This window comes from Enterococcus hulanensis (genome assembly GCF_005405485.1).
In the GTDB taxonomy this organism is placed as follows: Bacteria; Bacillota; Bacilli; order Lactobacillales; family Enterococcaceae; genus Enterococcus_A; species Enterococcus_A hulanensis.
Map to the genome: position 1 here is coordinate 141,364 of NZ_BJED01000005.1, position 22,414 is coordinate 163,777.

Annotated in this window: 23 protein-coding genes; 15 read left to right on the top strand and 8 right to left on the bottom strand. The window is 42.8% G+C overall.

Features of this window, described 5'->3' with window-relative positions:
* Positions 1-1,182, bottom strand: coding sequence for an acetyl-CoA C-acetyltransferase (locus FFR60_RS07160; RefSeq protein WP_137663607.1), 1,182 nt, complete (start codon positions 1,180-1,182; stop codon positions 1-3).
* 200 nt (positions 1,183-1,382) lie between these two features.
* Between FFR60_RS07160 and FFR60_RS07165 the strand changes: the two genes are divergently transcribed.
* Positions 1,383-2,282 carry a LysR family transcriptional regulator gene (locus tag FFR60_RS07165; protein ID WP_137663608.1) on the top strand — a complete coding sequence of 300 codons (900 nt, stop codon included), beginning with the start codon at positions 1,383-1,385 and terminating at the stop codon, positions 2,280-2,282.
* A gap of 51 nt (positions 2,283-2,333) precedes the next feature.
* Here the strand turns inward: FFR60_RS07165 and proC are convergent, their stop codons facing one another.
* Complete coding sequence (gene proC / locus FFR60_RS07170; RefSeq protein ID WP_137663609.1) at positions 2,334-3,146, bottom strand: pyrroline-5-carboxylate reductase; 813 nt, start codon at positions 3,144-3,146, stop codon at positions 2,334-2,336.
* Between the two features lie 169 nt (positions 3,147-3,315).
* On the opposite strand from proC, the gene FFR60_RS07175 reads away from it, so the two are divergent.
* The 6 genes from FFR60_RS07175 to FFR60_RS07200 all read left to right on the top strand — a co-directional run bounded on the left by FFR60_RS07175 (position 3,316) and on the right by FFR60_RS07200 (position 8,488).
* Positions 3,316-4,269, top strand: coding sequence for a helix-turn-helix transcriptional regulator (locus tag FFR60_RS07175; RefSeq protein ID WP_137663610.1), 954 nt, complete (start codon positions 3,316-3,318; stop codon positions 4,267-4,269).
* A complete protein-coding gene (locus tag FFR60_RS07180) occupies positions 4,269-4,577 on the top strand; it encodes a hypothetical protein (protein WP_137663611.1) in 309 nt (102 codons plus the stop codon). Before FFR60_RS07175 ends, FFR60_RS07180 begins: the two co-directional genes overlap by 1 nt.
* Positions 4,578-4,637: 60 nt before the next feature.
* A complete protein-coding gene (locus FFR60_RS07185; RefSeq protein WP_137663612.1) occupies positions 4,638-4,988 on the top strand; it encodes an iron chaperone in 351 nt (116 codons plus the stop codon).
* The gene (locus tag FFR60_RS07190) at positions 4,981-5,346 is read left to right on the top strand and encodes a VOC family protein (protein ID WP_137663613.1); all 366 of its coding nucleotides are present in this window, start codon (positions 4,981-4,983) and stop codon (positions 5,344-5,346) included. The genes FFR60_RS07185 and FFR60_RS07190 overlap by 8 nt, the downstream gene beginning before the upstream one ends.
* Positions 5,347-5,938: 592 nt before the next feature.
* Positions 5,939-6,829 carry a sulfite exporter TauE/SafE family protein gene (locus FFR60_RS07195; RefSeq protein WP_137663614.1) on the top strand — a complete coding sequence of 297 codons (891 nt, stop codon included), beginning with the start codon at positions 5,939-5,941 and terminating at the stop codon, positions 6,827-6,829.
* Between the two features lie 102 nt (positions 6,830-6,931).
* Positions 6,932-8,488: a hypothetical protein gene (locus FFR60_RS07200; RefSeq protein WP_137663615.1), complete on the top strand. Its 1,557-nt coding sequence runs from the start codon at positions 6,932-6,934 to the stop codon at positions 8,486-8,488.
* Between the two features lie 42 nt (positions 8,489-8,530).
* Here FFR60_RS07200 and FFR60_RS07205 read toward each other — a convergent pair whose 3' ends face one another.
* From FFR60_RS07205 to FFR60_RS07230, 6 genes are all read right to left on the bottom strand, one after another.
* Positions 8,531-9,496 (bottom strand): siderophore ABC transporter substrate-binding protein, encoded by a 966-nt coding sequence (locus FFR60_RS07205; protein ID WP_137663616.1) that lies wholly within the window; start codon positions 9,494-9,496, stop codon positions 8,531-8,533.
* A gap of 72 nt (positions 9,497-9,568) precedes the next feature.
* Complete coding sequence (locus FFR60_RS07210) at positions 9,569-10,327, bottom strand: iron ABC transporter ATP-binding protein (RefSeq protein ID WP_137663617.1); 759 nt, start codon at positions 10,325-10,327, stop codon at positions 9,569-9,571.
* A complete protein-coding gene (locus FFR60_RS07215) occupies positions 10,324-11,292 on the bottom strand; it encodes an iron chelate uptake ABC transporter family permease subunit (RefSeq protein WP_137663618.1) in 969 nt (322 codons plus the stop codon). The genes FFR60_RS07210 and FFR60_RS07215 overlap by 4 nt, the downstream gene beginning before the upstream one ends.
* The gene (locus tag FFR60_RS07220; RefSeq protein WP_137663619.1) at positions 11,289-12,236 is read right to left on the bottom strand and encodes an ABC transporter permease; all 948 of its coding nucleotides are present in this window, start codon (positions 12,234-12,236) and stop codon (positions 11,289-11,291) included. Before FFR60_RS07220 ends, FFR60_RS07215 begins: the two co-directional genes overlap by 4 nt.
* A 270-nt stretch (positions 12,237-12,506) precedes the next feature.
* Positions 12,507-12,707, bottom strand: a complete 201-nt coding sequence (locus FFR60_RS07225) for a DUF4177 domain-containing protein (protein WP_088934103.1) — start codon at positions 12,705-12,707, stop codon at positions 12,507-12,509.
* Positions 12,708-12,838: 131 nt separating this feature from the next.
* Positions 12,839-13,213 carry a MerR family transcriptional regulator gene (locus FFR60_RS07230; RefSeq protein WP_137663620.1) on the bottom strand — a complete coding sequence of 125 codons (375 nt, stop codon included), beginning with the start codon at positions 13,211-13,213 and terminating at the stop codon, positions 12,839-12,841.
* 101 nt (positions 13,214-13,314) lie between these two features.
* Here FFR60_RS07230 and FFR60_RS07235 point away from each other — a divergent pair, with 101 nt between their 5' ends.
* The 8 genes from FFR60_RS07235 (at position 13,315) to FFR60_RS07270 (ending at position 22,379) form a co-directional block, all read left to right on the top strand.
* Complete coding sequence (locus tag FFR60_RS07235; protein WP_137663621.1) at positions 13,315-13,692, top strand: carboxymuconolactone decarboxylase family protein; 378 nt, start codon at positions 13,315-13,317, stop codon at positions 13,690-13,692.
* A gap of 103 nt (positions 13,693-13,795) precedes the next feature.
* Positions 13,796-14,563 carry an SDR family NAD(P)-dependent oxidoreductase gene (locus FFR60_RS07240; RefSeq protein ID WP_088934106.1) on the top strand — a complete coding sequence of 256 codons (768 nt, stop codon included), beginning with the start codon at positions 13,796-13,798 and terminating at the stop codon, positions 14,561-14,563.
* A 130-nt stretch (positions 14,564-14,693) separates the two neighbouring features.
* On the top strand, positions 14,694-16,229 hold the full coding sequence (locus tag FFR60_RS07245; protein WP_137663622.1) for a zinc ribbon domain-containing protein: 1,536 nt from the start codon (positions 14,694-14,696) through the stop codon (positions 16,227-16,229).
* Between the two features lie 533 nt (positions 16,230-16,762).
* Positions 16,763-19,420: a pectate lyase-like adhesive domain-containing protein gene (locus FFR60_RS07250; protein WP_137663623.1), complete on the top strand. Its 2,658-nt coding sequence runs from the start codon at positions 16,763-16,765 to the stop codon at positions 19,418-19,420.
* Between the two features lie 8 nt (positions 19,421-19,428).
* Positions 19,429-19,845, top strand: coding sequence for an LPXTG cell wall anchor domain-containing protein (locus FFR60_RS07255; protein ID WP_137663624.1), 417 nt, complete (start codon positions 19,429-19,431; stop codon positions 19,843-19,845).
* 25 nt (positions 19,846-19,870) lie between these two features.
* Entirely contained in the window at positions 19,871-20,548 is a 678-nt protein-coding gene (locus FFR60_RS07260; protein WP_503826027.1) for a WxL domain-containing protein, read from the top strand.
* Between the two features lie 13 nt (positions 20,549-20,561).
* Positions 20,562-21,341, top strand: a complete 780-nt coding sequence (locus FFR60_RS07265) for a WxL domain-containing protein (RefSeq protein WP_137663626.1) — start codon at positions 20,562-20,564, stop codon at positions 21,339-21,341.
* Positions 21,342-21,641: 300 nt separating this feature from the next.
* A complete protein-coding gene (locus FFR60_RS07270) occupies positions 21,642-22,379 on the top strand; it encodes a WxL domain-containing protein (RefSeq protein ID WP_137663627.1) in 738 nt (245 codons plus the stop codon).
* Positions 22,380-22,414 lie beyond the last annotated feature (35 nt).

Consider the following 22,414-nt stretch of genomic DNA (forward strand, 5'->3'; position numbering starts at 1 on the left):
CTATCTGTTCTTTACGATTAAAGAAGTACCTTGCCCACCGCCGATACAAAGCGTAGCTAGGCCATAAGTGACTTCTCTGCGTTTCATTTCGTGTAATAGGGAAACCAATATCCGAGCTCCGCTTGCACCAATCGGATGACCTAGTGCGATAGCACCGCCGTTGACATTCACTTTGTCCGGATTCATTCCAAGCTCTCGCATGACACTAATCGCTTGAGAAGCGAATGCTTCATTAGCTTCGATCAAATCAATCTCATTTATCGTTAATGCCGCTTTGTTTAAAGCCTTTTTAGTTGCCGGAATAGGACCAGTTCCCATTAGTTCAGGAGCAACACCTGCACTTGCATAGCTAACGATCTCCGCCAAAATTGGGAGATCCAATTTCTCTGCCTTTTCTCGACTCATAATTAAGACTGCAGCTGCGCCATCGTTAATTCCTGAGGCATTACCGGCAGTGACACTTCCGTCTTTCTTAAAAGCTGGCCGCAATTTTTGCAGTTTTTCGAAAGAGGTGCCTGCTTTAGGGTATTCATCTTTAGCAAAAATAATATCTTCACCACGGCGTTGAGGAATCGTAACCGGCACGATTTCTTCGGCGAAACGTTCTTGTTCCAAGGCTTCCGCAGCTTTCTTTTGACTGTCGGCAGCAAAGTGATCTTGTTCTTCACGAGAGATATTATAGTTTTCTGCGATATTTTCCGCAGTGATTCCCATATGATAATGATTAAAGGCATCTGTCAATCCGTCGTTGGTCAATGTATCAATAATAGTTCCATCGCCTAAACGTCCGCCCCAGCGATGGTCCTTTAGTACATAAGGTGCTTGACTCATATTTTCAGTGCCGCCGGCGATAATTACGTCAGCATCGCCGCAAGCAATTGCTTGGATAGCTAATTCGACTGACTTCAAACCAGATCCGCAGACCATATCTAGTGTAAAAGCTGTTTTATCAACAGGGATACCAGCATTGACAGCGATTTGTCTCGCTACATTTTGTCCAAGACCGCCATGAAGAACGTTTCCGAAAATGACTTCATCTATTTCAGCAGGATCAATCTTGGATTGGGACAAAAGCTCTTTGACAACATGATTTCCTAAATCAATGGCTGAAATATTTTTTAATGTTCCGCCAAACGAGCCGATAGGTGTTCGTAGGGCAGAGGTGATGACAATTTCTCTCATGATAAATACTCCTTAAAATAATTTTATCTGACTAAAAGCGCTTTCAATCAATTCCATGGAAAGCATAACAAGAAACTAAGCATAATCAAAATAGCAAATTTTTAGCAAGGTATAAATTATTTTTATAGATTATTGTTTTGACATTTAGGGAAAGACTGCCTATTCTAAAAGCATGATGGAAGAGAAATAGGAGGAAAAAAATGGATATAAAGCATCTTCGTTATTTTATATCGATTGTGAATAACGATTTCAATTTGAGTCGAACTGCCCAAAATCTCTATATTTCGCAACCAACTCTAAGCATTATGATCAATGATTTCGAAAGTCGTGAAGGAACAAGCTTATTCAAACGAAATAATGGAAAGATCGTTGGATTGACTTACATTGGTGAGAAATATTATGATGATGCGCAAGAAGTTATAAAAAAATATAATGAAATGCAGATGAATCTTCATGAGGCTGCTGATACAATGGCTGGCAGTATCACGATTGGCATCCCACCATTGATACTGTCTCTTATTTTTTCAACGATTATGCCGAAATTAATTTTAGACAACCCTACGATTAACTTTACGATTAAAGAACAAGGAGCCCATCGCTTAAAAGGGGAGCTGCTTTTAGAAACAGTTGATATTGCCGTCTTGCTTTCGCCAGAAGGGATTTCTCAAAATATTATCGATTCTTTTGAGATTCAGAGCTCCGAATTATCAGTATTTCTCTCACCAAAACATCACTTGGCAAAACGAGAAATAATTGATTGGAAAGATCTTCACAATGAAAAAATCGCAATTTTTGATGAGAGTTTCATGATCCATCATTTATTCAAAGACGCGTGTGAGCGAAAAAATGTCTATACGAATACTATTTTAAAATCCAGTTCTTGGGATTTTTTACTAAACTCAATAAAAATCAACGAAGAGCTGCTGACGATTCTTCCATTGCCTATGGCAGATCAATATGCTTCTTCTGATTTTGTTGCTCGTCAAATGAGTGAACCGATTGTTTGGAAAGTCATGATCTGTCGGCTGAAGAAAAACAATTATACAAATACTGAAAACTACATCTATGATACATTGTTAGAATTATTTCAAGCTAAATAAAAAGGACTTGGCGGATGTCGTCAAGTCCTTTTTGGGATAAACAGCAATCAATTATTTCTTCCCTAATTCCTCATCTTTACGGATCGTGGCATCGATGCCCTTGATCACGGTCGAGATAAAGGCGTTGTTCTCTAATTCAACGATCCCTGCGACGGTCGTTCCTCCCGGCGAACTTACACGATCGATTAGTGTCCATGGATTTTCCTTGCTGTGAGCCAACGTATCGGCACTGCCTAGAACCGCTTGTGTCGCCATTTCTAAGGCGATGTCTTTTGGCAACCCATTTTTTACTGCGGCGCGAGCAATCGAATCAATGAATAAGAAGGTATACGCAGGCGAGCTGCCGGCGATGGCTGTGAAGATCGAGAAATATTTTTCTTCTAATGGCCATGCTTTGCCGACGGCGTTAAACAGGTCGATGATCGTTGCGACATCTTCTTTTGTGGCGCTGGTATTTCCGCAAACGGCTGCGGCACCTTCACCCACCATCGCATTCATATTCGGCATCACTCTGACGATTCGGATCGGCTTATCTGTTTCAAATACTTCATAAATAGCTTCGGTACTTGTTCCGGCAGCGATGGAGACGATCAATGGATCATTTTGCAGGATCGCATCTTTTGCTTCCAGTAAGACGCCTTTAATGACATTGGGCTTCACCGCCAAAATCAAGGTATCGACAGTTTTGATGACTTCCTGCGGATCATTCAACGCGTGAGCGCCGACCTTTTCTGCAAATGCTTGGACCTTTTCTGCTGAGATATCGTATAAATAAATGTCTCCTGGTTGGCTGAAGCCCTTTTGGACAATTCCTTCAACAATTGCGGATGCCATATTGCCGGCACCGATAAAACCGATTTTCATGCTAATTCCTCCTGCTGTGTGTGATTTTCTTTCTTTGATAAAGTGTTGCAATCAAATGTTTATTCTTTAAAAAGGTGGTACAATCAATAAATAAATTATATGCTGATCGTTACTTATTTAAAATAGTGTAGATAAAGAATAAAGTGTTTGATTCTAAGGTGGTGAGTAAATGGATGTGACGACTGCACAGTATGCTGATTTTTATCAATTCTTAAACACCTTGGATTGCTACTTAGGTGATGATGGCCAAATGGTCGGCGAAGTTCAGCGTTTCGCTGAGAATCCGCGGCGGGAAATCGCCGCCTTCGTGACCAGAGAGACGAGTGCGCAAATTGCGGTGCCAGCTGATTTTATTCGGCTGCTGTATGTAATGAAGGGGAATGTGAGTGTCCAGCTTGATGGCTTGGAAAAGACGTTGAATACGGGCGGGCTGATCATAGCTAATCGAGCAACGCCGCTTTCTTATCGTGGTGCCTTTGATGCTGAAGTGATCGTCTTTTATTTCAAGCCGAGTTATTTTTCAGAGTCATTGCTGGGGCAGTTTTTTGAAGAGCCGCAGCTTTATCGTTTTTTTGTGGAGGCGTTAAGTGATGAGTTTAGCGGGATCGCGCGTTTTCTGGTTTATGATTTTGCCAAGGTCACGGATGTTCATTTTTACGCGCTGCTGTTGTTAAAGCAAGTGGTCAAAATGGCTTACTTCAATAATAAAGTCACCAAATCGGCCTTCATACTTTTGATTGTGGAGATCAGTCAAGCCGAACCGGAGCGGTTGATCGCCAAAGACCGATTTGTCTCCAATGGACAGCTGACCGAAGAGATACTGGCTTATATCGATGCTCGGTTGGATCAGGTGACCTTAGAGGAGGTCGCGCAAAAATTTCATTTTCATCCGAATTATTTATCGAGTTTATTGAAGGAGAAGACGGGCCATTCGTTTACGGAGATCGTCTTGTTAAGAAGAATTGAGCGTTGTAAAAGCTATTTAGAACAAACCGATCTGACCGTTCAAACGATCGTGGAGCGTCTGGGCTATAAGGACAAAGCCTTTTTCTATAAGCGCTTTAAGCAGATCGAAGGAGTCACGCCGCGTCAGTATCGAAAAATGCGAGAGGAAGAAAACTAATGTATGAAGATATTTTTGCCGAAGTTCAGTTAACGGTTGTCGAACAGCCAATCGAATGGGTGGAGGAGCTGCCGCTGTATCGCGGTCATCTTAAAGAATTGCCTTTTATCACGGGAGAGGGTTCCTCGAAAAAAGCCATGTACCGCCAACTAGCGGAGCAATATCAGGAATATGCCGCGTTGAACCAAGTCGAGGACAAAGAGGAGGAAATGACTTCTTCCTTATTAACGGCGGATCAATTGTTGAAGTATTATGATGGCGAGACCTTTGACGGCTTTTCTTTGGGTGATTTATTGAAGGATAAGTAGAGCAAGTTTGTATACCTTTTCAAGCTTTTTCGCTAAACTAGATGAAAAGGAGCTGAAGCTATGTCACCGATCGAAAAATATATCAATGATGCCGAGCAAGAGCAGCAGCCGATGCTGAAAGAAATCTACCAGCTTATCAAAGAAATGGTTCCGGCAGAAACAACAGAGAAAATTTCCTATGGGATGCCGACCTTTTATTTAACGGAGAACTTGGTTCATTTTGGCGCCATGAAAAAACATTTAGGCTTCTATCCGACACCTAGTGCGATGGCGGCTTTTGAAGACCAGCTGAAAGACTATAAAACCTCAAAAGGCGCATTGCAGATTCCCTATAAGCAAGACTTGCCGACGGACTTGATCACGGACATGGTCCGCTTTCGACTGAAAGAAGTGGTGGAGAAAAATGCTTAAAGAACTTGAGATCATGCTGTATGTCAAGGATGTCGCAGGCTCGGCCACCTTTTGGCAGGAAGGCCTAGGCGGAAAGATCATTTCCCAGCAAACGATGCCGGACGACTCTCTGCAAGTCACAGTCGAATTATTCGAAGCGGTATATCTGGTCCTCTTCGATCGTGATTTCATTGAGAAATATTCGCCTGAGGTCGTCGATAACTTTCCTTCGTTACTATTGAAGGTGACAGACTTGGACAATTATCATGAACGTCTGCAAAAGCTTAGTCCAACCGTGAACCCAATCACGGATCAGGGCGGAAGACGGCTGTTCAACTTCGCCGATCCAGAAAATAATTATTTTGTTTTGAGTGAATAACCTTCAAGCAATTGAAGGTTATTTTTTTGTCAGTCACGCTTTTCGCAGTATGAAACGTGAAAAAGTTAGTCACAAAGCTATCACCTTTTTCTGTGCAATCAGTTTAGCGTGATGATATGCGTACGAAAATAAGACATTTTTCCGATTTTAGAAAAATGTTTCTTTGTTTATGAGTTAGCTGTCAGTCACATTTTCGCAGTATAAAACGTGAAAAAGTTAGTCACAAAGCTATCACCTTTTTCTGTGCAATCAGTTTAGCGTGATGATATGCGTACGAAAATAGGGACATTTTTTCGGTTTTAGAAAAATGTATCTTTACCCATGAGTTAGCTGTCAGTCACATTTTCGCAGTATGAAAGTGAAGAATATAGTCATTAGTATGCCGCCTCTTTTTTGCGCAATCAGTTTCAGAAGAATACTTCTTTACCTCTGAGCTAGCAGTTCTTTATTGGAACTCATGGAATCCTTTAAAGTTTATAGGGCGAATATCATCAAACTATTACTGGATTTAAGTCAAATTCCTTGTGAATTGTTGTATTATCTTAAAAGGAAAAAGAGCTTTCATTGATTAATTTATTTAGAGGAGAGTATTATGGTACAAATTTTGTTGGGGCTGCTAGGTGTCCTATTGGTTTACTATCTTTTTTATTTTGTTCGCGATTTGATCGCTGAACGTGGAAACTGGGGCGGCGGAAACTTTTTGGTTTCTGGTGTGATCGGTTTTATTACGGACGCGATGGATACGTTAGGGATCGGCAGCTTTGCACCGACGACGATGCTGCTGGAAACGACTAAGCAATTAGACAATGACCGTCAATTGCCGGGGACATTAAATGTCTCACACACGGTTCCAGTAATTATTGAAGCATTTATTTTTATCACGGTAGTTAAAGTAGCACCGTTGACCTTGTTTTCATTAGTTCTTGCAGCGATCGTCGGTTCTTATGTCGGCTCGAAAACCGTCAGTAAGCTGCCTGAGAAAAAAGTGCAGTTTTATATGGGAATCGCGTTGATCGTCACTGCTGCATTGATGGCGTTAAAACAATTAGGATTGCTTGATTTATTAGGAACAGGCAATCATTTAACTGGTTTGACTGGGATAAAATTGATCATCGGGATTGTCGGCAACTTTATTCTAGGCGCTTTGATGACGATCGGCGTTGGCTTGTACGCGCCGTGTATGGCGATGGTTTACATGCTGGGCTTGAGTCCGTTGGTGGCTTTTCCTATTATGATGGCTTCTTGTGCGGGTCTGATGCCTGTTGCCGGAACCAACTTTATTAAATCGGGTGATTATTCTCGCAAGGTCAGCTTGGCGATTACGATCGGCGGGATCATCGGTGTGATCATCGCGACACGCTTTGTTACTGGTTTGAATATGACTGTTTTAACATGGGTCGTGATCTGTGTTGTCCTTTATTCAGGTTTCACTTATATCCGTAAAGGAATGCACGTTGTTGCAGGTAATTTGAAGAAGTCCTAGAGAGAAATCTCTAGGCTTTTTTTTAAAATCATTAAGCGTATCTGTTCAATAGCCGCGAGATGGCAGATAATAAGTGAAAGACTTTACTGACAGGGAGAAAATATGGATCAGGAATTATTAATCATCGACTTGCTGTCTGCCGGGGAGCAGCTTTATAAACGCGTTCGGAAAAACCGACAAAAGAATCTGATTTCGGCTTTTCTGTTTTTGGTTGGCGCTTGTCTACTATTTTTTGGTATCGGCAGTTTTGTTTATCAACGTTTAGAGCTGCGAGTCCATTCGATCGATAGCGGTTATTGGCTGCGGGGCTTTTATCATTTATCGCTAGTGTTGGGAGTCCTCAGTGTGGCAGCTGTTGCTGTTTTTTTCATCGTGAATGGGCTTCAAGGTATTCGTCTGCGGCGATCGTTTCAACGTTTTCTGGAGCGCTATGTAAAAAGGGCGGTGCAGTATCCTGTGATCTATCAGGATCGCGAGGCTTATTATTTGGCGGAGGAGGCGCGCAAGCCGTCGCTTCGTTTATTGAAATCGGATTGTCTTGAATTGACTACGACCTTTGATGGCGGAACGATTTATTTAGGCAATCGCCAAGAATTTTGGGGCTTTGCTTCTATTCAATTGTTTGTTTTGAATGGGGAACCGCCAGTATTGCCAGTGACCTTTCCAAAGGCACAGGGAATGAATCGGACGTGGTCTTTGTTAGCGATCGGTCTGATTTTTCTCGGAGCTGTCGGAGTGTTTGCTTATGATGGGCTGACGCGTCATCAAAGACTTTACGGTGATACTTCTGAACCGATACAGCCAACGGCTTCAAGTGAAGCAGCGCCGCTGACTAGTGAGGATTTATTGACGCAGCAAGGGACCGCTCCAACGAAGAAAGTGAACCAAACAAATCATTTAGACTTGAATGAACAAACCCGTGAGCTTTATCTGACAACGGATGGCGGGACGACTTGGTCCTTTGTGCCATTGAAACCGGAATGGCTGCGTTCAGGCAGCTATTTACTGACGAGTGGCGAGATTCCGATGGGGTATTGGATGGATAAGACGTATGATATCTCAAAGGAGTTTTCTTGGTTTATTTATTCGGAAAACGAAAAGGACCTGTTTTTCTTATTCTCTAATGACAATGGCAAGACGTGGCAAAAATCACTCGTATCGGATATGGCCCAGAGAATTCGGTATCGGAAGGCTCAGTTTTTCGCGGATGGCAGCGGGGTGTTGGTGCATTCCAATGTATCGCCGGAGGTTTCCTCGGAAGGGTTGGAGATTTTTCAGACGAATGATCAAGGAAAGACATGGCAGCGGAGCAACGGCACGACGATCGGACAGCCTGTTCAAAATGTCAGCTTCGTTAATCCAACGTTAGGGTTTGTTTCAACCAGAGAGCAGCTCTATTACACCAATAATAGCGGCAGCTCCTTCAAAGAAGCGGTGGTGACGATCCCGGCGGATTATCAGACAGGTGGTCTGGATCTTTTTCAATCGCCGAATGAAGTTACGCAGGTCAGCGCCAATCAGCTGGAGGCTAAATTCTATTTGTTGAAAATGCGCGGGATCGATCAGGGCAAGATGTTTGCTTGTTTGTATCGGTCTTCCGATAATGGCGAGACGTGGCAATTTATTGAGCAGCTGTCGCAGGTAGAGCAGAATGATTAAGATATAAGAAAGCCGCATTTGAAAAAATGCGGCTTTTTACTGCTATTCAAAGGCTTTATTGACATCCTCCAGCATCATTTTAGTCGATTCCAAACCACCGCCGCTTAGGTACCAAACGTCTGGCTGTAGGGAAATCACTTTTTTATCTTTGCCGGCAGTTGTTTGAGCGACTAGTTCATTGTCAGCGACATTATTATTGCTGTCATCGCCGCCGATTGCTTTTGTCCGATCGACGACAAAGAGCACATCAGGGTTTTTGTCTAAGACATATTCGTAAGAAACACTTTGTCCATGAGTTGAAACTTTGATCGCATCGTCAGCTTCAGCAAAGCCGAAGGTATCATAAATGATCCCGAAGCGTGAATCTTTTCCATAGGTAGATAATTGTCCTTCGTTGACTAGGACAGTCAAGGCTTTGTCCTTGCTTTCTTCTGCTTTTGCTTTGGTTTCTTTGATGCTGGTTTCAAGGGCTGTTAATTGTTTTTTCGCTGCTTTTTCTTTGCCGAAGATTTGGCCTAATGTTTCAACATTTTGTTTGATAGAGTTCCAGGTATCGGACGTATCCACTGCTAGGTACATCGTTGGCGCGATTTCCTTCAGCTGATCTAAGAAGTCGCTTTGACGACCAGAGATAATGATCAAGTCAGGCTTCATTTGGTTGATTTTTTCTAAATCAGGCTCCTTGATTCCGCCGGCTGAGTCGACTTTTTTGTAATCTTCCAAATAGGCTGGCAGGTTATCCGTTGCTGCACCCACGATTTTGTCGCCGACACCTAAAGCGTCCAAGGTATCTAGTGAGCCGTTATCGAAAACGACGACTTTTTCAGGATTCTTAGGGACGGTGATTTTACCGTTCGAGTCATTGACCTCGATCGTTTCCTCTTTGACTGTGCTGCTTGTTGCGGCTTTTCCAGTCGAATCGCTGGTTCCTTCATTATTCGTTGAGCCGCAGCCGGCCAATCCAATCCCCAGCAATACCACAGATAATCCAACTATATATTTTTTCATGTTTGTTTCCTCCTAATTTATAATTAAAGATCTCATTGGTGAATGAGTCTATTACCAAAAGTTAGCTGTTGCTTAATTGAAATACATGCAGAAGCGTTTGCCGTCCAGCTCACAGATTTTAATCTCCATGTCGTACAGAGCATTCAAAATGTGGGGCTGGATCATTTCTTCCATTGTTCCATGGGCGAAAATCGCTCCATTTTTCATCGCCACGATCTCATCGGCGTAGGTCGCCGCGAAGTTGATGTCGTGAATTACCAGCAAAATGGTTTTATGCTCTTCCTCCACCAAACGTCGCAGGGTCTTCATTAGCTGGACCGCGTGATTCATGTCTAAGTTGTTCAAGGGTTCGTCTAATAAAATGTATTCCGTATCTTGCGCTAAGATCATCGCGATGTATGCCCGCTGTAGCTGACCGCCGGATAAGGTGTCGATCATCTCGTCGGCCATTTCGACTAAGCCGAGCTTTTCCAAAGCATAGTCGATCATGTCTTGATCCTCTGCGGTCATCCGGCCTTTTGAATAAGGGAAGCGGCCAAAGCCGACGAGTTCACGTACGGTGATGCGCAGATTGACGCCGTTGCTTTGCTTTAGGATCGATAATTTCTTGGACAGTTCATTGGAGCGCCAAGCCTTTACCTCATTGTGATCGAGATAAATTTGACCGGCATCGATTGAAATCAAGCGGCTGATCATCGACAGCAGCGTACTTTTGCCAGCACCGTTTGGTCCGATAAAGGCGGTTAGCTTTTCTTCTGTGATGGGCAGGTTGACCTCGGAAATCACTTTTTTCGTACCGTAATTCTTGGATACTTCATTAAGAACGATCATTTTTGCCGCCTTCTCTCATAAATAATTTTCCAGATAAAGTACAGACCGCCGACAAATTGCGTTACGACACTGACGGTTGTCCTTAAATGAAAGACTTGTTCGACTAAAAATTGGCTGCCGACCAAAAAGATGATTCCCAGTAAAATCGCGGTGGGAAACAAATAGCTGTGGCGATAAGTCGGCATCAGCTGATAACTGATATTCGCGACAATAAAGCCTAAAAACGTGATCGGGCCAACTAACGCGGTCGCTGTTCCGGTTAACAGGCTGACTAAAAACAAGATCAGGATCTGAAATTTATTTAGTGAGATCCCAAGATTCGTCGCTTGATCGCCGCCTAAATGCAGGACATCCAGATAACGATTGGCAGCGAACAAAATGACGGAGCCCAGTAAAATGATCCCAGCCGCTAAGCCTAGATGCGTAGTATTGATATTGCCGAAGCTGGCAAACAGCCGACCTTGCAGCAAATCGTATTCATTCGGGTCCATCATCACCTGCAGGAAGTTGCTGGTACTGCTGAATAAGGTTCCGAAGATCATTCCCAGCATCAGCAGAATAAATAAATCATTTTGCCGCCGCTGCAATAAAAGCTTAGCTAATACCAAACTCAAGAGCGCCATCAAAAAAATACTGATCAAAAAGGTAGAGGTCTGTTCCTGCGAGAGCATCTTGACTCCGCCCACGATAAAAAACAGCAGGGTTTGGATCAATACATATAAGGAATCCAAGCCAAGGATATTGGGTGTTAAAAATTGGTTTTGGGTCAGAGTCTGAAAACTGACGGTGGCCATTCCAGTCGCCAGCGCTACCAGTATGAAGGCCGCGACCTTTTTCCCCCGCAGCATCCAAGCAAACTGAAAGTTGCCATACGTGTTATAGGTCAAGTAAAGCCCGCATAAGAGTACAGCGCTGAACGCAAGAACGATCAGCAGCAGTTCTTTTTTGGCAAAAGAAATTTTCATGCGCGCTTCCTCCTAACCAATAAGTAAATGAAGATCACACTGCCTACGATTCCCACTGTCAAGCTGACTGGAACCTCGTATGGCGCGATGACGATCCGCGAAAGAATATCGCAGGCCATCAAAAACAGACTGCCGCTCAATGCGGTGATCCAGAGATTCTGCTTTACATGGTCGCCGTAAATCAAGGAAACGATATTCGGCACGATCACGCCTAAAAAAGGGACGGTGCCTACCATGATCAAAACTAATCCGCTGGCCGCAGCAACCAAACCAATCCCAAGCAGCTGAGTCAAACGATAATTGACCCCTAGATTGACCGCCACATCTTCACCTAGCCCGACGATTGTGAAGAAATAGGCAAAAAAATAAATGATAAAAAATAGCGGGATCGTCAGATACAACAGCTCATAGCTGCCTTTAGCTACTAGTGAAAAATTTCCCTGCAGCCAAGAAGACATGTTTTGGATCAATTGAAACTGGTAAGCAAAAAAAGTCGCAACGGAACCGACGATATTGCCGAACATCACGCCTAACAAGGGCAGAAAAATCGGGTCTTTGTTTGGCAGCAGCCGACTTAACCCCAAAAAGATCAAGGTGCCGAGAAAGGCGAAGGCAAAGGCGGCCAAGGTTCGGATCAATGTAGAGGCATTCGGCAAAAAGAGCATGACCAGCAAAATACCTAAGCGAGCACTATCCATCGTGCCGGCTGTTGTCGGTGAAACAAATTTATTTTGAGTCAGATGCTGCATGATCAGACCGCAGATACTCATCGTCGCACCAGCCAAAATCAAGCTGACGGTCCGAGGCACGCGGGTAGTAGCAAGGATCAGCCACTGTTCTGGATCACCATGAAATAAAGCCTGCAGCATCAAATCTTTTACTCCGATAAAAATAGAGAGAGCGCTTAACAAACATAAAACAAGCACGATTCCTTTCTTATTCAATCACTCACCCCTCAGTTAATTGATAATGATTATCATTCTCTCTGAATATAAAGTTTAGGTGAAAAGCAAAACAAAAGCAAGTTATTTTTAAATGATATTTTCAATAAAAATGACGACATCAGGGGCGGGTTTCGCGGATTCGCTTATTATCATAGGGTTTGTATCAAAGATATTTGCTGCAAAACTTATTTTATTCAATTGTGTAGAACTGAATTTATTAAAGAGCAAAAAAGACTAGGAATTTCTTCCCAGTCTTTAGCTAATACTCATTTATTTTTCTTTTCTGAAGGTTACGAGAATCGCACTTCTGGTCGCGATAACATTGGGCATATATGAATGGGTGACAAATTCCCAGCCTTCATTGGCCCGACTGTTGATCAAATCATCCAAGTGATCTAAATCCCCCGCACTGGCACTATCCTTAAACCATTTCACGGATGTTTCTAATACTTCGCTTTTGTAAGTCCACATACCTAACGCCTCCTTTTTTATCATTATAGAATGGAAAAAAGGCAGCAGACGGGAATTGAAAGGATTGTTTCTAAAATAGACGGTGCAGCTGTAAATCACTATGTTTATATGTAAAAAAAGAAACTATAGTTTCAGACGGATTCGCTATCTCTATCAGTCAGCATTTTTTGATAAGTCGCTTGTTTAGCTTCCAAAAAGGTCAGATGCTCATCGATTTTTCTTCTTTCTGCTAACAGGCGGTTTCTTTGAGCAGCTAAAAGCTTCATGCGCTTTTCGATGGTCTGATCGCCTTGGCTGCGCAGCTGCGAATATTTTTTGATTGTTTCTAGTGGCATACCGGTCTGCTTCAGGCGATATATGAAGCGCAGCCACTCGATGTCCGCGTCGCTGTATTCACGATAGCCGCTTTTATTTTTAGCCGGAGTGCTGATTCCCAGTTCTTCATAGTAACGCAGCGTGGGGATGCTAAAGCCGATCATTTTTGACACCTCGCTGATTTTATACATTGCTTTTCTCCTTACTTGTGAAAATTTTTTAACAGAAGCACTTGCTGTCAAGTCCACTTGATAGTTTATAGTACTTTACCATAAAGGAGGCAGAGACTGCTATGAGTGATAAAAGAATGGAACAAGGCATCAAGAATTTGAACATGATCGATGGTGAGGCTGGCGAACGGGTGATTCAGAATCTTCAGGATATCGCCCCAGAGGTTGGCCGTTATATTTTGGAGTTTGCCTTTGGCGATATCTATAATAATGAGACGCTGTCTTTTAGGGAACGGGAGATCATTACGATCACGAGTCTTTTGACGCAGGGGGATACTAAAAATCAGCTGATGGTGCATATCAATGGTTCGCTGAATGTGGGGCTTACGGAAGAGGAGATCATTGAGGTGTTTACCCACTGTATTCCTTATGTCGGTTTTCCGAAGGTTTTAAATGCAATTACAGTAGCCAAGAGTGTTTTTGCTGAAAGAAACGCTTAGTCGGAGACGCAATTTTCACAAGCTATTGACATTCCCCTACTATCTTAGGTACCGTTAGTATAGTACCAATGAATACGCTATCAAAGAAGGAGGAGAAATGTATATGTTTGATTTAAATGGAAAAGTAGCAGTGGTAACAGGTGCAAGCAGCGGGTTAGGTCGGGATGCGGCGATCGCTTATGCGCAGGCTGGTGCGGATGTAGTTTTACTGGCTAGACGTTTGGAACGGTTAGAAGAAGTCGCAGAAGAGATCAAAAAGATCGGGCGCGATGTGTTGGCGATCAAAATGGATGTCACAGATGAAGAAAATGTCAAAGCCGGAATTCAACAGGCTTATGATCACTTTGGACATCTGGATATTCTGCTGAACAATGCGGGAATCGCGGTGCGCGGCGGTGTTGATTCCTTAACCGTGGAAGACTTTGACAAGTCCATGGATGTCAATGTGAAGGGAATTTTCCTAGTCAGCAAATACGTAGTGAAACACATGATGGACAATAACTACGGACGAATCGTCAATGTCGCTTCGATCAACGCGGTCATGGCGGACAAGGATGATGTGTTCATTCGTCATTCATACAATGCCAGCAAAGCAGCAGTTTTAGGACTGACAAAAGGAATGGCAGCCAGCTATGGGAAATACAACATCACTACCAATGCGATCGGACCAGGCCTGTTTGAGTCTGAAATGACAGAAGACACCTTGTTCAAATCAGAAGACTTCTTAAACCTATACCAAGGCTTGAATCCAATGAGCCGTCCAGGCAAACATGGGGAATTAAATGGTACGATCCTCTACTTCTCAAGTGATGCGTCCAGCTATACGAATGGGCAATTCATCGTAGTTGATGGCGGGATGTCGATCGTTTAAGCAAAAAATTCGGGGCACTTTCTCAACGCGAGAGAGTGCTTTTTTTGATTTATAAATTACTGTCCTCATTTGCTGTTATGTTTGCTACAATCAATAGGTGATAAATACTGAGAGAACAGGAAGGGTACAAATGAAAAATTGTCCAAATTGTGGTCATGAAAATTTGGCTGATGCGCGTTTTTGTGAAGAGTGCGGGCAGCCATTTGCCATAGAAGTTTCCGAAGAGCCAGTCATTGCGGAAGAGGAGCAGCAGGAGCTGGAAAAGAAACGCTTCTGTCCAAATTGCGGCGAGTCCATTCCGGCAGACGCTGATTTTTGTCCGAATTGCGGACATCCGTTAAAAGCAGCGGTGCGTCCGGCAACTACGGTGAGAAAGCCGTTATCAAAGAAACAAAAAATCGCAATCGGTACGGGAGCTGCGATCGTAGTGCTGCTAATCGGCGGTTTTCTGTTCAGCCGTCATTATTACAGCTATCCGCAGCAGTTGAGCCGCTTGGAGCAAACCTTCAAAACACAAGATCCGGAAAAAATCGCGGAGGTCGTGACTTCGGAGGACCCTAATTACCAAGTATCGGCGGCCAATCTGAAAAAATTTGTCAGCTACTATCAAGAAAGCAGCCATAAAGCCGATTTTGCTGATTTTTTGACGGATCTGAAAACAAATCCCAGCCATTTGTCAGACTTCTCACTTCAAACCAAGGGAAAATATCTAGGACTATTTCCACGCTACCAGTTGGTGATCCAGCCGGTCTATCTGACAGTTACGACCGATCAAGCTGGCATGGCGCTGTCGTTAGATGATAAGAAATTAGCGACCTCTAAAGGAAGCAACTACCAGACGACTTGGGGACCGCTAACACCGGGCAGCTATCAGGTCGAGGGGAAATTAGACAACGAGAAATCAGTCTCTAAGCAAGCGTTGATGCGCTACAATAACCCTGAGTTTGAGACAAACAGTCATGTGACTATCAATCTGCACAAGATTTCTTTTAAAGTTACGTCGAATGTCGACGGAGCGAAGGTTTTGCTGAATGACAAGGAAGTCGGAACGATCGAAAAAGGGCAGGCAGAGATCAAAGATGTCGTTTGGCATCAGGGAATGGAGGTCCAGCTGACCTTCAAAGCAGCCAGCGATCAGCTGAAAAGCGATACGTATCAAATCGCAGCATCTGAATTTTCGGCGGATGATTATGATGAAGACAGCTATGCTTCAGCGATCAATCTAGATTTTGACCATGTTCAATCAGCGGCAGATGTTCAGAATTTCTTGGACAGCCTGTACAACGATCTGTCGGGTTATACTTCGAGGTACGGTGCTTTCGGTGCAGCGCAAAAGAGCGAACTGGCGGAGTATTTTGTTAATGGTCTGAGTAATGCGGATGAAAAGGACTTCGAGAAATTCATCAATGATATTCGTACCAGCGGCAAGAAATCACGGGTCGATGCCAAAGCCAAAGTCGAATCGGTCAGCATGACCGGCAAAGATGTCTACACTGTTCAATACTTGATTTATTACGATACCGTCTACACTGATGATACGGATGACGTGAGTGAAGTCTTCCGCTATAAGAAGGCCACGCTGCGCTATGACGAAGACGAAGCAAAATTCCAGATCGACAACCTCGGAGGAGCAGAGAACTTTGAGAGAGTCAGCGGAGGTGCATAGGAAAAGGGATGCCATGATCGGCATCCCTTTTTTATATGCTCAAAAAACAATTGGCTGATAAGGATAAAATTCTAATTATAAGAAAGTAACTAGTTGTTTTTTGCTCAAATAAAGAAGAAAAAAACTTTTTTTGAGATTGATATTGGTGCGATTGTTCCATAGTGAAGTATTCCTTAAAGAAAACTTAAGATGATAATAATGGCTATTTACTGAAAAGCGATAGTGGGTCGATACAAGCGTGCAATATATGCAGATTATAAACACTATAAAATAGAAAGTAATTTTATTGTCTCCATTGAAAAACATCAATGAATAATAAAGTTTTAAGAAAGATAATCTTTTTTAAAATGACATCATTACTGTCGGGTTATTTGTGTTTTGCAAAATTATAAATTAACAAAAAACGATTTATAGACTGTGTAAAATCAATATAAAAATGTCCGTTATAATTTAATTATCATTTTTCAGAATAAAAATATAAAAAACAAGTATTTGGTATGTTAGGCTGTAAAACGTGAAGGAGGTGAGAAGAAATGAGGAAACACAGAATTATTTCTACATTATTATTATTTACCATATTATTACCAAGTATGAGTGTTTCTGTAGCTAACGCAAACGAGGTGACTAAATCTTCGGTCATTACATCTAAAGAATCCGAATTAGGCAAAATAAGTGATTTAGAGGTTTCTGACAATAGTGCGACCAAAGCTGCGGGCGGCAGAGATACGGAAAGTTTCGACTCTGAAACAGAAACAACTGAAACGACGGAAAGTTCTAATGAGAAGACAGAAACAACCGAAAGTACTGAAACTGAAGAGAAGGATGCAGAAGTAAAAGAAGCCCAGATTCAACCACAAGCACTTGGGGAGGCGCTAGTTGATTCGTGGGCTGATTTTGTTACTGCTATTCGCGATGAGACTGTGACTAAGATTATCTTGACCGGAAGCTTTGAGAATCCGAGTGATATTGATGCTCAGCTTTCCAGTTATGTACGGAAAAATGATTTAGAAATTGATGGTCAGGATTTTCGTGTGGATTTTAAGTCCACTTCGATTTATTTGGGACAGCCGAGTAATGCGCTTGGAGCATTCCATATGCATGATATTGTCTTGAACCAAAAATATGGATTAGGACCTTCAGAAGATATTGTCGGTACAAGACTAAACTATCCGAATGGTGGTAAATGGACGTATCGCTTCGGTAATATCACGACAGAGCCGGGCGTTAAGCGGTTAGCCAGAGCCTCTCATTCAGAAGTGACTGTTTACGGCGAGATGAACATTGATACGCGTGGAGAAAACTTTTACTTAGGTAGTTTGATTATGGAGGATGGCACGAACTATAAAGGGAATGTCAATGATAATAATTATTCAGTTTTTTGGTATAACGTGCCAGCGAGTGCAACTTCAACTGGTGCATCCAAAGAATTTACGATTGGAAAAAATTGTCGTGTCGATGTCGGACAGACACAAACAGCCGGTCGAACTTATCCGGCGGTTTTTGATAAGTACCTAGCGCTAACCGTTGGCGAGAACAGCGTCTTTAATGTTGATATGCCTGGTAATGCGGTTCGTTTTGATACAGATGGTTCCGGGATGACAATCAAAAAGGGCGCCATTGTAAACCTGACGAGTAAACAGACAGCTGGTTCGATCGTAGCTTTTAGTGATGATAATACGTATCTAAAAGCTGAGACAGGCAGCTTCTTTTATGTCATTGGAAACAGTAACCAGCCGTTGATCAATTTATCAGCGGATGCATTGGGAACGGGTAATATTGCTAGAACGGGGAACAGCTTTGTTTTAGATAGTCCAGCTCAGTATGACTTACGAAACTTGAATGATAGTAAAACGGCAGTGAATTTAGCGTACAACAATCGTGCGGACAATACATTTACTATTCTGGATTCAGATATTGATTTGTGGAATGTTGGTGTCCCTGTTTTAGGACCATCTAGTGAAGTCTATGCAAAAGTACCTAGTTTACAAGTCAACGGAAGCGGAACAAAAGAGGTTGTCGCTACATCTGTTACAGGATTGGATCAATTTAAGCAAGCGAAGTATCGGCGGATTTCGGGGATGAATCAGGAGCCAGAAATTGAGTGGCTGCCGATTACTGATGCGGATAAGACCTTGAGAGGTCGAGTGGTTATTGGTCAAGTCCCAGATAATAATGGGTTAGTAGGTGGAGAAATTACCTACATCCCAGTCTACGCGTCTAAAAATCAAGCAAAGGTGACACTAACTGACACATATGGCAATGTCAGAACGGATCTGATGACCGATGAAAACGGATACATTCATTATACGGATATCAGTAATCCTGTTCAGTTTCAAAAAGCCGAAGAGATTGTCTCCGGGATCGCTGAACGCGGTCCGTGGATAACCCCCACGCCGATAGAGACGACTGTCATTGACGTAACACCACCAGAACCCGCTAAAGTAGATCATGCGGATGGCATCCAAAGCATTACTACTAAGCTAACGGGAACTGGGGAGCCAAATAGTATTATAACACTAACCTTGAACGGTACACCAACAACAATTCCTGCGGTGGTAGTCGGCGCAGACGGTAAATGGGAGATCGATATTTCGAGCTTGAATTTAGTTATGGGCGACGTTATTCAGTTCTTTTTACAAGACCAAAGCGGTCTGATTACAGAACTAGAACCTGCTGAACGACCTAGCACGAATGATGCAACCGGAAATATCAATCCTGCAGCCGATATGAACTATCGCGATGCAACCTTTAAGGAAGGGACGAAGATTACTGTAGTCGGGGTCTTGTCTTTAGTGACGATTCCTGATGGACTAGAGTTTGGTGATAATCTCGTGTCAAATAAGACCGAAAATTATCGTCCGGCCGTTAATGGCGATCTAGTTGTTTCAGATACTCGCGGTGGAGCTAAAAAACCGTGGCGATTAACCTTGAGTCAATCGGAAGTGCTGAAGAATGGATCGATTTCACTTGAAGATGCGTTGTATTACAAGTCTCAATTAGGAGAAATGCAGATTACAACTGTTTCTCAAATAGTGGAATCAGATACATTTGCTTCTGATGGGTCGAAAGATATTTCAGCAACTTGGTTAGGCGATGAGGGCTTTAAACTAACAGTCCCAGTCGAAAAACAACGAGTTGGTGATTATTCAGGAAAATTGTTATGGAAATTAGAAGATGTCCCAGGAAATTAGGTGAGTAAATGAAACGATTATTGATAAAAGGATTGCTAGTAGGGATACTTCTATTTATCGCTAAACCTGCCTTTGCGGCAGAAGCGAACTATGATAGTAATGGCGTCACAACTTTTTATGGAGAGTATGAATACCCTAAAGACGATCCTAAGGAAGAGCCTAAAGAAGATCCTAAAGGGGAAGAACCTGGAAAAACTGAGGAACCTGGTAAAGCTTCTTCAAGTAATAGAACACAGGGAACTGCACCAGCAACGACAGCTAATCAGTCGAGAAGTTTACCGTCTTATAAGGGAGAAGGAAAAATCCTCCCAGCAACTGGTGATACTTCAACTTTTCTGACATCCTTGATTGGGTTTGCCTTGCTAACACTAGTATTTTTTAAATTAAAGGAGGGCGAGAATCCTGAAAAAAATTCAATCATTTAGTTTTCTCCTCCTAGCCTTTTTATTATTGGTCTGTGGAACAGCAGTTCATGCAGCAGACGATACAGAAACACATTTGGGTTATCAAGAAGGTGGAGGAATCACGATCAAACCACTTGATCCATTGGGTCCAGAGCCGACGAAACCAGTTGAGCCGATCGACCCAACTGATCCACTAGGACCGCCGGCAGGTACTGGCGGCAGTCTGTCACTCGATTTTGCTTCGAGCTTCCAATTTGGAAATCAAGCAATTACTACGAGTAATAGAACGTATTATGCACTGGCGCAAGAATATACCGATTTTGACGGAATAAAGAAAACTGGCCCGAACTATGTTCAGGTCTCAGATGTCCGCGGAACTGGTAAAGGCTGGCAGTTAAGTGTGAAACAAAATGGACAATTTCAAACCGCAGCCGCACAGGAATTATCTGGCGCCGAATTGGTTTTGAAAAATGGCGAGATGGTTTCGAATCTTTCCAGCACCTATGCACCGACTGCCACTGACACGATCACATTGCCGTTGTCAACGGAGATCGATGTTATTAACGCTGAGACAGACAAAGGAATCGGCACGTGGTTGTATCGGTTTGGCTCTGACGAAACAAGTGGAGGAAACTCAGTCCAATTAACGGTTCCCGGCAAAGCGGTAAAATACGCAAAACAATATCAGACTTCATTAACTTGGAGTTTAAAAAATGTACCATAAAAGGAGAAATAATATGAAAGCAACTAAATTAATAGCAGTCGCAACATTAGCGGCATTATCACTTTCAACAGTTGGCGGTGTGGTATCTCACGCAGCTGGAGCTGAGTATGAATCAAATGGAGCTGTGGAATTTATTCCAAACACTGATCCAACCGATCCAGTCGATCCAACTGATCCTGATCCCAACAACCCGGTTGAACCAATCGATCCAACTGATCCAACTGGACCAAATCCTGGGACAGCCGGACCATTATCAATCGACTATGCTTCATCACTAGATTTTGGTTTGAACAAAATTTCTAATATGGATGAAGTTTACTACGCTCGAGCGCAGCAGTTTTCAGATGGCCGAGCAGCGACAGGCAACTATGTCCAAGTCACTGATAAACGCGGGAACAATGAAGGCTGGACGTTGAAAGTTAAACAAAATGGTCAATTTGCTGCTGCAAGCACGTTGAATGATACCTTAACAGGTTCTGCGGTTTCATTGATTGACGCTGCTGTAGACAGCAAATCAACCGCTGTCTTCCCAACTGCTGCTGCAACGATTGATTTAGATCCAGCAGGTGCAGAAAGCTTAGTAATGTCAGCCAAAGACGGCGAAGGTAACGGAACATTCGTTGATGTTTGGGGAGACGTAGAAACAGTGAAAGAAACAGATAGAAATGGTGTTGAAGTAGACGCTGAAGTAAACAAAGCAATCACATTGTCTGTACCAGGCAGCACACCTAAAGATGCAGTGAAATACAGCACGTTGCTGACATGGAGCTTATCAGACGTACCAGGCAACTAATCCAACATAAAAAAGGATGTCAGTTTGCCAGTTTTACTTCTTGCTTTGGCAAGTTAGTAAAATGGTATGCGCAATGACAATCAGATTCATTTTTCCGGGTTTTTGGAAAAATAAATTCTTTAAAATGAAAAAGGATGTCAGTTCCTCTTTTCGCAGTGTGTTTCATACAAAAGCAAAATGAAAAATAAAGCCTGTTCTCGCTATGGAAGTTTAGTGGAATGATATACGGCTTGAAAATCAGACTTATTTTTCCGGTTTTTGGAAAAATAAATTCTTTAAAATGAAAAAGGAGAATCAACCATGAAAAAAATTAATTCTTTAGTATTAGCAACGGCGATTTTAGCTGGGATTACTTTAGCACCGGCAGCAACGTTAGCCGCAGGCGGCGGCGAGTATCCTTCAAATGGGATCATCACATTCACACCAAACACGGACCCGACTGATCCAAAGGACCCGTTAGATCCTGAAAGTCCAGCAGAGCCTGAAGATCCTACCGATCCAACGGGGCCTTCTCCAGGTACTCCGGGGGATTTATCAATCGATTATGCTTCAAGTTTAGACTTTGGTACACAAAAAATTACTTCTCAAACACAAGTATACAAAGCTAAGGCGCAAAAATATTTGGATAAAGACGGCGTAGCAACAACTGGCCCGAACTATGTCCAAGTTACTGATAATCGCGGGTTAGAAGAGGGTTGGACATTACAAATGAAACAAAATGGTCAATTCGAAACAGCTGAATCAGAAGAATTAACTGGAGCAGCCGTAACCTTCAACAATGGTCATGTGGTCACTGCGTCAAACTCTGCAAGTCCGACTGGTCAAGCGACGATCACTGCTGATCCTTCAGGCGCGTTACAAGACGTAATGTCAGCTAAAGATGGCGAAGGCGCTGGTACTTACCTGTTTGATTGGGGTACTGATGCAGTAACTGGTGCAAATAGTATTGAATTGAGTGTACCAGGATCGACAACAAAATATGCTAAAAAATATTCAACAACGTTTACTTGGGCTTTAACAGATACTCCAGGGAACTAATTAAAAAGATGCTGAAGAAGGGATGTTGCAAAACA